Origin of the sequence: Pseudomonas sp. WS 5051 (assembly GCF_012985715.1) — a bacterium.
In the GTDB taxonomy this organism is placed as follows: domain Bacteria; phylum Pseudomonadota; class Gammaproteobacteria; order Pseudomonadales; family Pseudomonadaceae; genus Aquipseudomonas; species Aquipseudomonas bubulae.
In genome coordinates, this window is sequence record NZ_JAAQWV010000006.1 from 1 (window position 1) to 14021 (window position 14021).

The window sequence follows — 14021 nt, forward strand, 5'->3', positions numbered from 1 at the left end:
GGGCAATCATGCGCAAATATCTGACAGGTATTTGGGCATGCATCCGCAGCGGTGAGCCTTTTGATACGGCCAAGCTTTTCGATGAAAAACACCTATCGAAAGCTTGACCTGCAACAGAGTATCTACAGGAACACTGCAACTGTGGGAGCGAGCCTGCTCGCGAAGGACGTTCGCGAGCAGGCTCGCTCCCACAATAGGGCTTGACCTGCAACAGAGTATCTACAGAGATTGCGCAGTACACGCGAACCAAACAGGCCGGTCGGCCGCCTCGGTGCGCAGTGCTTTTGATCTGCCCGCCCCTTCGGGAGGCCGAGAGGAGGTTCTGTGGAGTGGGTCGACCGGCATGGATGCCGGGAGAGCCGCGATGGGCCATGGATGGCCCGTGGCGGCGGGCCCACGGAGCAGAGCCGGAGCGAGGGAACCTGAGCGCAGCGAAGGCCGTACGCCGGGGCAAGCCTTTTTGGTTACTTTTTCGGCGTCTGGAAAAAGTGACTCGCTGTAAGAGCGAAACCAATATCCCAGTTAGACACGAATGCCGGATATGTACTCAACACACCAGTCAAACAAGATCAAACAACCGTAAACCCTGAGAACCTGGTGTAACTGACACAACCCATTGCCTGATTTTGCGACGACTTCGCCCCTCGTCAGCGGCTACGGACATCCCTTCCGGTAACAACCCGCCGCAAATACCTGCAACTGCGGATAAAACGCCCGAAAATCCTCGCTCAGAGGTTCATACAACGCCTTCAAGTCCTGCATCGCCCCGGCCAGTTCCTCGGGGCGCGACAAGCGCCGGGCTATACCATTGAACACCTGCTCCAGCACGGCAAAATCCCGATACGAACCCAACCAGTCATGGGCCGCCATGTGCGGCGCAATCGTGGCAAGCCGCCGTGGCAGCTGTTGTTCGGCCACCAGCACCCGGTAAAAATCCGAGGTAAAACGCTCCAGCGGCCCTTCAGCATACTGCCCCCAGTCCCGCGCCAGGCAATGGTCAAAAAACACGTCCAGCACAATGCCCGCATACCGCCGGCGAGTATGGGCAAATCGCGACAACGACTGATCAACCAGGGGGTGGTTGTCAGTAAAGACATCAATGCTGCGGTGCAGCGCTATACCGTGTTCAATGTCCGCGCTGTATTGGCCATGCAGCCGCCCTTTGACAAAATCGCCATAAAGACTGCCCAGCATTTCTTCCGGGCGCTGACCGCCAAGGTGCAGATGTGCGAGATAATTCATGGGCGCAGTTTAGCACTGCCACACCAATATCGTTATAACCCGATATATCGATTTGAGCTGATCTAAGATCGAAATCATATTTGTATATCGCGATATGACGATTTAAAGTTCGCCTCATCGCGATATAACGTTGTACCCAATGAGCACTGCAACCATGACGATCGACCTCGACGAAATAATAAAAGCCCTGGCACACCCAGTACGCCGAGAAATTCTCAACGCTCTGAAAAACCCTGATGCCTCGTTCCCTGACCAGGTTCACTCCACCGAACATGGTGTGTGTGCCGGGCAGTTTGATCAGCTCTGCGGCCTGTCGCAGTCCACGGTTTCTGCCCATCTCGCAACGCTGCAGCGAGCGGGCCTGATTACCAGCCAAAAACACGGTCAGTGGCACTTTTTCAAACGTAATGAGGAAACCATCAAGGTCTTCCTCGAAAAAATCAGCCAAGAGCTTTAAAAGGACTTCCATGCCCCTCTCGCTACTCATTCTGGCGCTCAGCGCTTTCGCCATCGGGACCACCGAGTTTGTGATCATGGGCTTGCTGCCTGATGTCGCAACCGACCTTGGTGTATCCATTCCCGGTGCCGGCTGGCTGGTAACCGGCTACGCGCTGGGTGTGGCCATCGGTGCGCCGTTTATGGCGCTGGCCACGGCCAGGTTGCCGCGCAAGGCCGCCCTGGTAGCGTTGATGGTGATATTCATCATCGGCAACCTGCTCTGTGCCCTGGCCAGTGATTACAACGTGCTGATGTTTGCCCGTGTTGTCACTGCCCTGTGCCACGGCGCGTTCTTCGGTATTGGTTCGGTCGTGGCCGCAGGCCTGGTACCTGCCAACAAGCGCGCGTCTGCCGTGGCCCTGATGTTTACCGGCCTGACCCTGGCCAACGTGCTCGGCGTTCCCCTGGGCACTGCTCTGGGCCAGGCAGCAGGATGGCGCTCGACGTTTTTTGCCGTCACCGTGATCGGTGTCGTGGCATTGATCGGCCTGATCCGCTTTCTGCCAGCCAAGCGTGACGAGAAAAAACTCGACATGCGTGCCGAACTGGCCGCGCTCAAAGGCGCAGGCATCTGGCTGTCGCTGAGCATGACTGCGCTGTTTTCCGCGTCGATGTTCACCCTGTTCACTTATGTCGCGCCCCTGCTCGGTGATGTCACCGGCGTTTCGCCAAGCGGCGTGACCTGGACTCTGCTGCTGATCGGCCTTGGCCTGACGGTGGGCAATATCATCGGTGGCAAGCTGGCGGACAAACGCCTGGCCGCAACGCTGATCGGTGTGTTTATCGCGATGGCGGTGATGTCCACCGTACTGACCTGGACCAGCGTCGCGGTGATCCCGACTGAAATCACCCTGTTTTTGTGGGCTGCGGCTTCATTCGCTGCCGTACCGGCGCTGCAAATCAATGTCGTGACCTTCGGCAAGGCTGCCCCGAACCTGGTTTCAACCCTGAATATCGGCGCATTCAACGTCGGCAATGCACTCGGCGCCTGGGTTGGCGGCAGTGTCATCGCCCACGGCTTCGGCCTCACCAGCGTTCCACTGGCCGCTGCCGCACTGGCAATACTGGCACTGCTGGTGACGCTGATCACTTTCCGCCAGGGCGGCAATTCCGAACTGGCTACTGCTACTAACTGATCCTTGAGAGGGCTGCATAAATGACGACGATTTTCGATCCGATCAAGTTGGGCGACCTCGAACTGCCCAACCGCATCATCATGGCTCCGCTGACCCGCTGCCGCGCCAGCGAAGGTCGGGTACCTAATGCCCTGATGGCTGAATACTACGCTCAACGCGCCTCTGCCGGCCTGATCCTGAGCGAGGCCACATCGGTCACGCCTATGGGCGTCGGCTACCCTGACACTCCGGGCATCTGGGCCGACGACCAGGTACGCGGCTGGACCAACATCACCCGGGCCGTACACGCCGCCGGTGGCCGGATTGCGCTGCAGTTGTGGCATGTAGGCCGCATCTCGCATCCGATGTACCTGAACGGTGAAACGCCGGTTGCACCCAGCGCCATTGCGGCCAAGGGCCATGTTAGCCTGGTGCGCCCGAAGGTTGATTTCCCGACGCCTCGCGCGCTGGAAACTGCCGAGATCGCCGATATTGTCGAGGCCTACCGCACAGGCGCAGAAAACGCCAAGGCTGCCGGTTTTGATGGCGTCGAGATCCATGGTGCAAATGGCTACCTGCTCGACCAGTTCCTGCAAAGCAGCACCAACAAACGTACCGACCAGTACGGCGGCAGCATAGAGAACCGTGCGCGCCTGTTGCTGGAAGTTACCGACGCCGCCATTGAAGTCTGGGGTGCCGGCCGGGTTGGCGTGCATTTGTCGCCACGGGCCGACCTGCACGACATGGGCGATGAAAACCTGGCCGAAACCTTTGGTTATGTCGCCCGCGAACTGGGCAAGCGCGGTATTGCCTACATCTGTGCGCGCGAGCATGAAGCTGCCGACAGCCTGGGCCCGCAACTCAAACAAGCCTTCGGTGGCCCGTACATCGTCAATGAGAGCTTCACCAAAGACAGTGCCAATGCCTGGCTGGCAGCAGGCAAGGCCGATGCCGTCGCATTCGGCGTGCCGTTTATCGCCAACCCTGATCTGCCCGCACGCTTGAAGGCCGATGCGCCGCTGAATGAGGCGCACCCGGAAACCTTCTACGTCAATGGCGCAGTGGGCTATATCGACTATCCAGCACTCTAAGTACTGAGCCTGGCACGGCCAGGTAACTGCACCACGCAAAACGCCCGAGACCAATGGCCTTGGGCGTTTTGCTATAACCGTTTAAACATCACCGCCCGGACCTTTTTTGCGGGCAAAAAAAAGGGGCGGTTTGACCCGCCCACATTTTTTCCCTAGTCCCTTTTGTTCCTTCTCATCATCCTGATGAATCGCTTCCCGCGATGTCCGTCTGCGTTCTTCCTTGAGCGCCGTATCGATCCGTCGATACAGTTCAAATACTAGAGTTATATAGGATTGCTGCAAGCGCGGATGTTATGAGTATTTATTACACAAACTGCCCAACTAAAAATATAAATACGTTATATTTCAATGACTTATGAGTTAAGCACTGTTACACAAAGGCGTTTGCCCTTTATTGCCAAGCCCTTGGCTTACGTAAAAAGTAAGTAAAGGCTTACAGCAAGCCACAGGCAATAACCTATCTCGTCCGTGACATTCCATTTCAAAGCCGATTAAATAAACAATTAGTTCAAGTTTGTATAACAACAAGGTCCATATTGTTGTCACATTCGCACTACCGGGCATCACTCAAAACAAACACCCACAAAAAACCCCGATTAGTTCGGGGTTTTTTGTCAGCCGTTCGCGGATTACTGGAACAGCGACTCGCTCGACAGGCCGTTGCGTTCAAGAATTTCTCGCAAGCGCTTGAGCCCTTCAACCTGGATCTGGCGCACACGCTCACGGGTCAGGCCAATTTCCAGCCCTACATCCTCAAGAGTGCTGCTCTCATGGCCACGCAGCCCGAAACGGCGAATCACCACTTCACGCTGCTTGTCTGTGAGCTCGGACAACCACTGATCGATACTTTGCGACAAGTCATCGTCCTGAAGCAGCTCACAAGGGTCTGTGGGCCTGTCATCCGTCAGGGTATCAAGCAGGGTTTTGTCAGAGTCCGGCCCCAAAGACACGTCTACCGAAGACACGCGTTCATTAAGCCCAAGCATGCGCTTGACCTCGGCGACCGGTTTTTCGAGCAGATTGGCGATTTCTTCAGGAGAGGGTTCGTGATCGAGCTTTTGCGTGAGTTCGCGCGCGGCTCGCAGGTAGACGTTCAGCTCTTTTACAACGTGGATCGGCAAACGGATGGTGCGGGTCTGGTTCATGATCGCCCGTTCAATCGTTTGGCGGATCCACCAGGTGGCGTAGGTCGAGAAGCGAAACCCTCGTTCGGGATCGAATTTCTCGACAGCCCGGATCAGGCCCAGGTTGCCTTCTTCGATCAGGTCAAGCAATGACAAACCACGGTTGACGTAACGTCGGGCAATTTTCACCACCAGCCGCAGGTTGCTTTCTATCATTCGCTTGCGCCCGGCCGGGTCGCCGCTTTGCGACAAACGCGCAAAATGGACTTCTTCTGCCGGAGAGAGTAACGGGGAAAAGCCGATTTCATTGAGGTACAACTGGGTCGCATCAAGGGCCCGCGTGTAGTCAATGTACTTGTGCTGTTTTGTAGCAGCTGCTTTTTTGGACTTGGTTCTAGCTGTAGGGGGCGAATCGTCTTCTTCTGACATCAAGTCGCTATCGATGCTGGAGTCCATAAGGAGCACCTCATCGTCGATGTCAAACCCCGGCGCTTCTTTGTTGAGAGCCATTGCAATAGTCCTTTGTTGAGTTCGACCTCAAGCTCAAGCCTCGCCTTAATCCCTGGCAACGCTGGAGCCTGTTCCTTATCCACATCAGGAACAGGCTGGTAACCGATCAACGGCGAGGAAGGAATTGCAATGGATCTACAGGTTTACCTTGGCGGCGAATCTCAAAGTGAAGTTTCACCCGGTCTGTACCAGTTGACCCCATTTCGGCAATTGTCTGTCCGACCTTGACCTGCTGCCCCTCCCGAACCAAAAGCCTGCGGTTGTGACCGTAGGCACTGACGTAGGTATCACTGTGTTTGATGATGATCAGTTCGCCGTAGCCCCTCAATCCACTGCCAGCGTATACAACCGAACCATCAGACGCAGCTAAAACAGGCTGTCCCAAATCGCCGGCGATATCAATACCTTTATTCAAACTACCGTTTGAAGAGAATTTTCCGATCAAAATGCCATTTGAGGGCCATCCCCACCCCTTGGGAGCAGGGCCTGCCGGCATCGGGGCAACCGCTGCGGGGGCACTTGCAGCCGTGGCGGAACGCTTGATAACCGTGGTTTTGCTGCCCGAAGAGGATGACACAACGGTGGTGCTCGAGCCGCCTGCAGGCTGGGTGCCTGAGCGCCCGTCAAAGCGGATGACCTGGCCCGGGACGATGGTGAACGGGGCGGCAATATTGTTGCGTGCAGCCAGTGCCTTCCAGTCCCACCCATAACGAAAGGCAATCGAGAACAAAGTGTCGCCGCGACGCACCGCGTATTGCCCGGTGGTCACGGCCGGGCGCTGGGCCACGCCGTTACGGTCAACGACATTCACGCCATTTTTGGGGGTGCTGGAGCACGCTGCCAACAAAGCCAGTGTGGTACTCAGAAATAGACCAACCACCAGTCTCTGAAAGCTTTTGCTGCTCTTACGCTGCGCAATGACTGTGAGACTCACCCGCCGCTCCCTTTGAAGATGGCTAAATAGTAAAACGCCAGTACTGGCCATGGTTTGCAGCAAGTATAACTGGCTATAGGGCTTTTACAGACTGTAAAGCCGATTGATAAACACAGCGTATAAAACATACACACATACCGGGCAGAGCCCGGGTGATGGGCTTTATGACCCGTACCCTGCCCCAAAATTCACCCGATACGTACAAAGACTCAGGCCAGCGGCCCGTTGAGCAGCGGCACAAAGCGTACATTACCGATCACCCGCCGGGCGAAACCGTGCTCTTCGCGCACGATCAACATCAATTGCTGCATCTCGCCGGCACCCACCGGGATCACCAGGCGCCCGCCAGGGGCCAGTTGGTCGAGCAGTGCCTGCGGCACATCAGTGGCTACAGCGGTGACGATAATGCCGTTGTAAGGCGCCAGCGCAGGCCAGCCCTCCCACCCATCGCCCCAGCGGAACACCACATTGCGCAGGTTGAGCTCAAGCAATCGCTCCTTGGCCCGGTCCTGCAGCACCTTGATGCGCTCGACCGAAAAAATCCGCTCGACCAGCTGCGACAGCACGGCGGTCTGGTACCCCGAACCGGTGCCGATCTCCATGACCTTGTCCAGCGGCCCGTCCTCAAGCAACAGCTCGCTCATGCGCGCCACCATGTAAGGCTGGGAGATGGTCTGGTTATTGCCGATCGGCAGCGCCGTATCTTCGTACGCCCTGTGCGCCAGGGCTTCATCCACAAACAGATGACGTGGCGTGCGGCGAATGACCTCGAGCACGTTCTGGTTAACGATGCCCTCTTCACGCAGGCGCTGAATCAGCCGCTCACGGGTGCGCTCAGAGGTCATGCCAATGCCGCGGTGCATCATGCCATCCTGCTCGCGCGCCATCAGCCCATGCCCTCCAGCCAGTCATTGAGGCTGTTGAAACCATCACCAAAGGTGCGATCCAGTTGCAGCGGCGTGATCGATACATAACCCTGCATCACGGCATGGAAGTCCGTGCCCGGGCCACCGTCTTCGACATCGCCTGCCGCAGCAATCCAGTAACCTGCCTTGCCGCGCGGATCAACCACCCGTACCGGTGCAGCAGCACGGGCACGATGGCCGAGACGGGTGAGTTGAATGCCACGAATCTTCGCCAACGGCAGGTTGGGAATGTTCACATTGAGGACCGTACGCGGCGGCAAATTCAGCGATGCGTGGGCTTCAAGCAGCTTGCGGGCAAAAAACGCCGCCGTCGGCAGGTTGTCCACCTGGCGGGAGACCAACGAAAAGGCAAAAGAAGGACGATCCAGAAAGCGGCCCTCGAGTGCCGCCGCCACAGTGCCCGAGTACAACACGTCATCACCCAGGTTGGCACCCAGGTTGATGCCCGACACCACCATGTCCGGCTGCTGCTCGAGCAAGCCGTGAATAGCCAGGTGCACGCAATCGGTAGGTGTACCGTTGATGCTGATAAAGCCATTGGCCAGGGTATGAGGATGCAGGGGACGGTCCAGCGTCAGCGAACTGCTGGCGCCACTTTTGTCCTGCTCGGGGGCAACTACCACGCACTCGGCGTAGTCGGCCAGCGCACCATAAAGCGCGGCCAGGCCCGGAGCTGTTACCCCGTCATCGTTTGAAATCAGAATACGCATAAGGTGTCCGCTTGATCCAACGTCACCAGATCAACAAGCTCGCGCACCAGAACAGTGGCGAAGCATCCTGGCGGCAGAACAAATTCCAGTTGCAGAATGTCAGGCTGAGGATAATGCCACGTCAACCGGCCAATGGGCAGTCGCAGGATACGTCGCTCATGGCTCATGCCGGCGCGTAGCAGCCAGTCACGCAAATCGGCTTCACGCTCTGCAATTGACTGCTCCAGCACGTGGGTGGCGCCAGTGGTCGGTGATTCGCCCTCGCCCCACTGCGGGCCGGTGGGGTGCAGATCGAGAATGGCCAGGCGCGGGTCGCTGCATTCAGCCTCGCCCGCCGGGAAAAAGCTGCGGCTGTCGGTAAAAGCCAGTAAATCGCCAACTTGCGCCCGTTGCCAGCTGCCATCGGCCACCCGTGCGGCCAGCACCTGATTGAACAGATAGCTGCGCGCGGTGGACAGCAGCCGCGAACGAACGTTGCGCTGCTCAGGCAAGGCCTTGCGCGCCGCATAATCACGGGCTTCGCCCAGATTGCCGCCCTGCCAGCCAAAGCGCTGGCTACCGAAATAGTTCGGTACACCCTGCTTGGCGATCAGTTGCAGGCGTTGCTCCAGCGCGTCCTTGTCGGCGTTCAGTTGCGTCAGGCGCAAGGTGAAACCATTGGCCGCATGGGCTCCACGCTGCAATTTGCGCTTGTGTCGCGAGGTCTTGAGAATCTTCAGCGTGTCGTTTTCGGCGCCCGACAGATCAGGGTCTGCCTTGCCCGGCAGTTGCACGCTGAACCACTGGCGGGTCAATGCCTGGCGGTCCTTGAGGCCTGCATAGCTGACGGTGCGCAGCGGCACGCCTGCAGCCTTGGCAAGGCGCCGGGCCGCCTCCTCGGTATTCAGGCCGCGCTTCTCGACCCACAACCACAGGTGCTCACCATCTCCGGACAGCGGTATATCAAGCACTTCGTCGACTTGAAAATCTTCAGCCGTGGCCTTGAGCACAGCCGTGCCCAATGCCTCGCCATAAGCGAGCGGGCCCAGCAGATCGAACTCGTTCATGAGCGAACCAACAAGGCAATGGAATGCACTGCGATGCCTTCTTCACGCCCAACGAAGCCGAGCTTCTCGGTGGTCGTGGCCTTTACGTTTACCTGGTCCAAATCAACCTCTAGATCCGCGGCAATCAGCGCACGCATCGTTTCAATATGCGGCGCCATTTTTGGTGCCTGGGCAATGATGGTGTTGTCGACATTGCCGACTTTCCAGCCCTTGGCATGGATCAGACCGACGACATGACGCAACAGAACGCGACTGTCAGCGCCCTTGAAGGTCGGATCGGTGTCCGGGAAATGCTTGCCGATATCGCCAAGCGCTGCAGCGCCCAGCAAGGCGTCGCTCAGGGCGTGCAACAGCACATCGCCATCAGAGTGGGCCAACAGCCCGAATTTATGGGAGATCCGCACGCCGCCCAACGTAATGAAATCGCCTTCAGCGAAACAGTGCACATCATAGCCGTGGCCAATACGCATAAAAAAACGCCCCGATTAAGTCAGGGCGTGATTCTACCTACTATTAAGCACTTAGTGCGCTTGCGTGGTGACGCAAGTGGTCGTCAATAAAGCTGGCGATGAAGAAATAGCTATGGTCGTAGCCCGGTTGCAAACGCAAGGTCAGCGGGTAATCGGCTAGCCTGGCGGCCTGTTGCAGCACTTCAGGCTTGAGCTGAACAGCCAGGAAGTCATCGCGATCTCCCTGATCGACCAGCAACGGCAGCCTTTCACTGGCCTCGCCAATCAGCACACTGGCATCCCACTCACGCCAGCGCGCCCGCTCTTCTCCCAGGTAATGGGAGAATGCCTTTTGCCCCCACGGGCAATCCGTCGGATTGCTGATGGGCGCAAACGCCGACACCGACAGGTAACGCCCCGGATTACGCAACGCGCAAACCAATGCCCCGTGCCCACCCATCGAGTGTCCGCTGATGCCACGCTTTTGCGAAGCCGGGAAATGCGCTTCGACCAGAGCCGGCAATTCCTGCACCACATAATCGTGCATCTGATAGTGCTGGGCCCACGGCTGCTGAGTGGCATTCAGATAGAACCCTGCACCCAGGCCGAAATCCCACGCCCCCTGCGGGTCATCGGGCACGCCTTCGCCACGGGGGCTGGTGTCCGGTGCGACGATGATAAGGCCCAATTCGGCAGCCATCTTCATAGCCCCGGCCTTGTGCATGAAGTTTTCGTCGGTACAGGTCAAACCCGACAACCAATACACTACAGGCAGCTTTGCGCCCTGCTCCGCCTGCGGCGGCAAGTACACGGCAAACACCATGTCGCAGCCCAGCACTTCGGACCGGTGCTTGTAACGCTTGTGCCAACCGCCAAAGCTCTTCTGGCAGGAAATGTTCTTAAGAGACATGGGCAACTCCAGACCACAAGACAAACACCCCCCTGTGGGAGCAAGCCCGCTCCCACAGGTATTTTATGGCATTCGACTTGCCGCAGTTATTTAGAAATGGATGACAGTGCGGATGCTTTTGCCTTCATGCATCAGGTCAAAAGCCTTATTGATATCTTCCAGGCCCATGGTGTGGGTGATGAAAGTATCCAGCGGGATCTCGCCGCTTTGTGCCATATCCACATAGCTCGGCAATTCGCTGCGGCCGCGCACGCCACCAAATGCCGAACCGCGCCAGACGCGACCGGTCACCAGCTGGAACGGACGGGTGGAAATTTCCTGCCCCGCACCTGCCACGCCAATAATCACCGACTCGCCCCATCCCTTGTGGCAGCACTCCAGTGCCGCACGCATCAACTGCACATTGCCGATGCACTCAAAGGAAAAATCGACACCGCCATCGGTCATGTCGACTATCACTTCCTGAATCGGGCGATCGAAGTCTTTCGGGTTCACGCAATCAGTAGCACCCAGCTGTCGGGCGATTTCAAACTTGGCCGGGTTGATATCAATGGCTATGATCCGCGCCGCCTTCGCTTTCACCGCACCGATTACCGCAGACAGGCCAATACCGCCCAGACCGAAGATGGCCACGGTGTCGCCCGGCTTGACCTTGGCCGTGTTCAGCACCGCGCCGATCCCGGTCGTCACGCCGCAACCCAGCAGACACACCTTCTCCAGAGGAGCGTCCTTCTGAATTTTTGCGACCGAAATCTCAGGGAGCACGGTGTATTCGGAAAAGGTCGAAGTGCCCATGTAGTGGAAAATCGGCTGACCTTTGTAGGAGAAGCGCGTGGTGCCATCAGGCATCAAGCCCTTGCCCTGGGTGGCACGAATGGCCTGACACAGGTTGGTCTTGCCCGACAGGCAGAATTTGCACTTGCCACATTCAGGGGTGTACAGAGGGATGACATGATCGCCGACCGCAACCGAGGTCACGCCTTCGCCGATGGCTTCAACGATGGCACCGCCTTCATGGCCCAGGATCGACGGGAAGATGCCTTCCGGGTCTGCGCCCGACAAGGTGTAGGCATCGGTATGGCAAACACCCGAGGCCACAACCCGCAGCAGCACTTCGCCAGCCTTGGGCATGGCAACGTCTACTTCCACGATTTCCAGCGGCTTTTTGGCTTCGAACGCAACGGCGGCACGTGACTTGATCATCGATCGTCTCCAGCAAAGTAAAAACAAGACGCAGAGTGTAAATCAGCGCCAGGTGATTAATAATCCAGGCAAAAGCAAAACATTATTGCCATGCAGGGATAATCAACCATGAATGAGAACCGCTGGGAAGGTATAGACGAATTTGTCGCTGTGGCCGAATGTGGCCAATTCACAGCGGCGGCCGAACGTCTTGGCGTCTCTTCATCCCATATCAGCCGCCAGGTAGCGCGACTTGAAGAGCGATTGCAGACCCGCCTGTTTTATCGCAGTACCCGCAAGGTGACGCTGACCGAAGCCGGTCAAACTTTTTTGCAGCATTGCCAGCGCCTGCAAGACGGACGTGAAGAAGCACTGCGTGCCATCGGTGATCTGGCCAGCGAACCCAAGGGCATGTTGCGCATGACCTGTGCCGTGGCCTATGGCGAACGTTTTATCGTGCCGCTGGTTACGCGCTTTATGGGGCTGTACCCGCAATTGCGGGTGGACATCGAACTGAGCAACCGGCCATTGGACCTGGTGCATGAAAGCCTGGATCTGGCGATCCGCCTGGGGCGCTTGCAGGACTCAAGACTGGTAGCCACGCGCCTGGCTCCCAGGCGCATGCATATGTGCGCCTCGCCCTCCTACCTGGAACGTTACGGGCGCCCCCATAGCCTGTCGGAATTGAGCCGGCACAATTGTCTGATTGGCAGTTCAGATCTATGGCAATTGCAGCAGGACGGCCGCGAATTTTCGCAACGGGTGCAAGGGAACTGGCGATGCAACAGTGGGCAGGCTGTACTGGATGCTGCGTTACAGGGTGTAGGGATTTGTCAGTTGCCGGACTATTACGTGCTGGAGCACTTGAAGACCGGGACGCTGGTGTCGTTGCTCGACACCCACCAGCCCCCCAACACCGCAGTATGGGCGCTGTACCCGCAACAGCGGCACTTGTCGCCCAAAGTCAGAAAGCTGGTTGATTACTTGAAGGAGGGGTTGGCCAGGCGGGAGGAATACCAGGAGAGGGAGCAGTAGTTTTTAACAGTGGGAGCGGGCTTGCTCGCGATGCAGACGACTCGGTCTGTCAGGCAAATTCAGGTGATACCATCGCGAGCAAGCCCGCTCCCACAAGAACCTCAGCAGGTTCTGATCAGCGCTTGGCCCAACGCAAACGCAACCACTCGAGGTCTTCGGGGCGGGTGACCTTGATATTGTCCGAACGCCCTTCGATCAAACGCGGTGCCAGACCTGCCCACTCCATCGCTGAAGATTCATCGGTGATGGTTGCATCGGCCACCAGACTGTCAGCCAAAGCACGATGCAACGCCCCCAAGCGGAACATCTGCGGCGTATAGGCCTGCCAGATCAAGCTGCGATCCACGGTTTCAACCGCACGCCCCTGCTTGTCCACCCGCTTGAGCGTGTCTCGCGCTGGAACGGCTAGCAAACCACCTACAGGGTCGTCAGCCAATTCACTCAGCAGCTTGTTAAGGTCTTCCCGAGACAGGTTGGGCCTCGCGGCATCATGCACCAACACCCAATCGTCATCTGCCGCGCCCTGCGCATGCAGGTGCAACAACGCGTTGAGTACCGAGTCGGCGCGCTCACGCCCGCCGTCTACCCGCACAACCCGAGGGTCGGCAGCACAAGGCAAGGACGGCCAGAAAGGATCATCAAAAGCGACACTGACCACCAGCCCCTTCAGGCCCGGGTGGTCGAGGAAACAGCTGATGCTGTGTTCCAGAATACTGCGGCCACCCAACTGCAAATATTGTTTGGGACGGTCCGCGGCCATACGGGCACCTACACCCGCGGCAGGAATCACGGCCCAGAAGGCCGGTGACAAATGACTCATTGGGCCAACTGATAGAGGGTTTCACCCTCTTTGATCATGCCCAACTCATGGCGAGCACGTTCTTCAACGGTCTCCATGCCTTTTTTCAGCTCCAGCACTTCCGCATCCAGCACGCGGTTGCGCTCAAGCAGGATTTCGTTTTCAGCACGCTGATCGGCTATTTGCTGGGTCAGGTCAGTAACCTGCGCCAAACTGCCATTACCCACCCACAGGCGATACTGCAGGCCTGCCAGCAGCAAGAGCAAGATTAGAAACAACCAATTGGGACTGCGCATCGAATATCAGGTATCCAGTGAAAAGACAGCCATGCCGACAAACGTAAACAACGAATAATACAAAGCCTGGACGAACCAGGCTTGTATACAGAAGCATCAGATTAGTGTCAAAAGACCCGACTTGGCGAGCTTTCCGACACTACCTGCTGACTTT

Annotated in this window: 15 protein-coding genes; 4 read left to right on the forward strand and 11 right to left on the reverse strand. The window is 57.6% G+C overall.

Going from position 1 to position 14021, the window contains the following annotated elements:
- Window positions 1-654: 654 nt before the first annotated feature.
- Window positions 655-1242 (reverse strand): ACP phosphodiesterase, encoded by a 588-nt coding sequence (locus HBN79_RS11250; RefSeq protein WP_095020574.1) that lies wholly within the window; start codon window positions 1240-1242, stop codon window positions 655-657.
- A gap of 154 nt (window positions 1243-1396) precedes the next feature.
- Between HBN79_RS11250 and HBN79_RS11255 the strand changes: the two genes are divergently transcribed.
- From HBN79_RS11255 to HBN79_RS11265, 3 genes are read left to right on the forward strand one after another with little or no spacing between them, the layout of a single operon-like run.
- Window positions 1397-1699, forward strand: coding sequence for a helix-turn-helix transcriptional regulator (locus tag HBN79_RS11255; protein WP_095001333.1), 303 nt, complete (start codon window positions 1397-1399; stop codon window positions 1697-1699).
- Window positions 1700-1709: 10 nt separating this feature from the next.
- On the forward strand, window positions 1710-2876 hold the full coding sequence (locus HBN79_RS11260; protein ID WP_169916730.1) for an MFS transporter: 1167 nt from the start codon (window positions 1710-1712) through the stop codon (window positions 2874-2876).
- 20 nt (window positions 2877-2896) lie between these two features.
- Window positions 2897-3946, forward strand: coding sequence for an alkene reductase (locus tag HBN79_RS11265; RefSeq protein ID WP_169916731.1), 1050 nt, complete (start codon window positions 2897-2899; stop codon window positions 3944-3946).
- A gap of 629 nt (window positions 3947-4575) precedes the next feature.
- Here the strand turns inward: HBN79_RS11265 and rpoS are convergent.
- From rpoS to HBN79_RS11305, 8 genes are all read right to left on the reverse strand, one after another.
- Window positions 4576-5580 carry an RNA polymerase sigma factor RpoS gene (gene rpoS / locus HBN79_RS11270; protein WP_095001330.1) on the reverse strand — a complete coding sequence of 335 codons (1005 nt, stop codon included), beginning with the start codon at window positions 5578-5580 and terminating at the stop codon, window positions 4576-4578.
- 106 nt (window positions 5581-5686) lie between these two features.
- Window positions 5687-6514, reverse strand: a complete 828-nt coding sequence (locus HBN79_RS11275; RefSeq protein WP_095020572.1) for a peptidoglycan DD-metalloendopeptidase family protein — start codon at window positions 6512-6514, stop codon at window positions 5687-5689.
- 209 nt (window positions 6515-6723) lie between these two features.
- Window positions 6724-7359, reverse strand: coding sequence for a protein-L-isoaspartate(D-aspartate) O-methyltransferase (locus HBN79_RS11280; RefSeq protein ID WP_169916772.1), 636 nt, complete (start codon window positions 7357-7359; stop codon window positions 6724-6726).
- A 41-nt stretch (window positions 7360-7400) separates the two neighbouring features.
- The gene (gene surE, locus HBN79_RS11285) at window positions 7401-8150 is read right to left on the reverse strand and encodes a 5'/3'-nucleotidase SurE (protein WP_095001327.1); all 750 of its coding nucleotides are present in this window, start codon (window positions 8148-8150) and stop codon (window positions 7401-7403) included.
- On the reverse strand, window positions 8138-9196 hold the full coding sequence (gene truD / locus HBN79_RS11290; RefSeq protein WP_169916732.1) for a tRNA pseudouridine(13) synthase TruD: 1059 nt from the start codon (window positions 9194-9196) through the stop codon (window positions 8138-8140). The genes surE and truD overlap by 13 nt, the downstream gene beginning before the upstream one ends.
- Window positions 9193-9666: a 2-C-methyl-D-erythritol 2,4-cyclodiphosphate synthase gene (gene ispF / locus HBN79_RS11295; protein ID WP_095001325.1), complete on the reverse strand. Its 474-nt coding sequence runs from the start codon at window positions 9664-9666 to the stop codon at window positions 9193-9195. Before ispF ends, truD begins: the two co-directional genes overlap by 4 nt.
- Before the next feature lie 43 nt (window positions 9667-9709).
- On the reverse strand, window positions 9710-10561 hold the full coding sequence (gene fghA / locus HBN79_RS11300) for an S-formylglutathione hydrolase (RefSeq protein WP_169916773.1): 852 nt from the start codon (window positions 10559-10561) through the stop codon (window positions 9710-9712).
- Between the two features lie 84 nt (window positions 10562-10645).
- Window positions 10646-11758, reverse strand: a complete 1113-nt coding sequence (locus tag HBN79_RS11305; protein ID WP_016782003.1) for an S-(hydroxymethyl)glutathione dehydrogenase/class III alcohol dehydrogenase — start codon at window positions 11756-11758, stop codon at window positions 10646-10648.
- A 108-nt stretch (window positions 11759-11866) separates the two neighbouring features.
- Between HBN79_RS11305 and HBN79_RS11310 the strand changes: the two genes are divergently transcribed.
- Window positions 11867-12772, forward strand: a complete 906-nt coding sequence (locus tag HBN79_RS11310) for a LysR substrate-binding domain-containing protein (protein WP_169916733.1) — start codon at window positions 11867-11869, stop codon at window positions 12770-12772.
- A 115-nt stretch (window positions 12773-12887) separates the two neighbouring features.
- On the opposite strand, the gene ispD is transcribed toward HBN79_RS11310, so the two are convergent.
- The gene (ispD, locus tag HBN79_RS11315; protein ID WP_095001322.1) at window positions 12888-13592 is read right to left on the reverse strand and encodes a 2-C-methyl-D-erythritol 4-phosphate cytidylyltransferase; all 705 of its coding nucleotides are present in this window, start codon (window positions 13590-13592) and stop codon (window positions 12888-12890) included.
- Complete coding sequence (gene ftsB / locus HBN79_RS11320; protein ID WP_016782000.1) at window positions 13589-13867, reverse strand: cell division protein FtsB; 279 nt, start codon at window positions 13865-13867, stop codon at window positions 13589-13591. Before ftsB ends, ispD begins: the two co-directional genes overlap by 4 nt.
- Window positions 13868-14021: the final 154 nt, after the last annotated feature.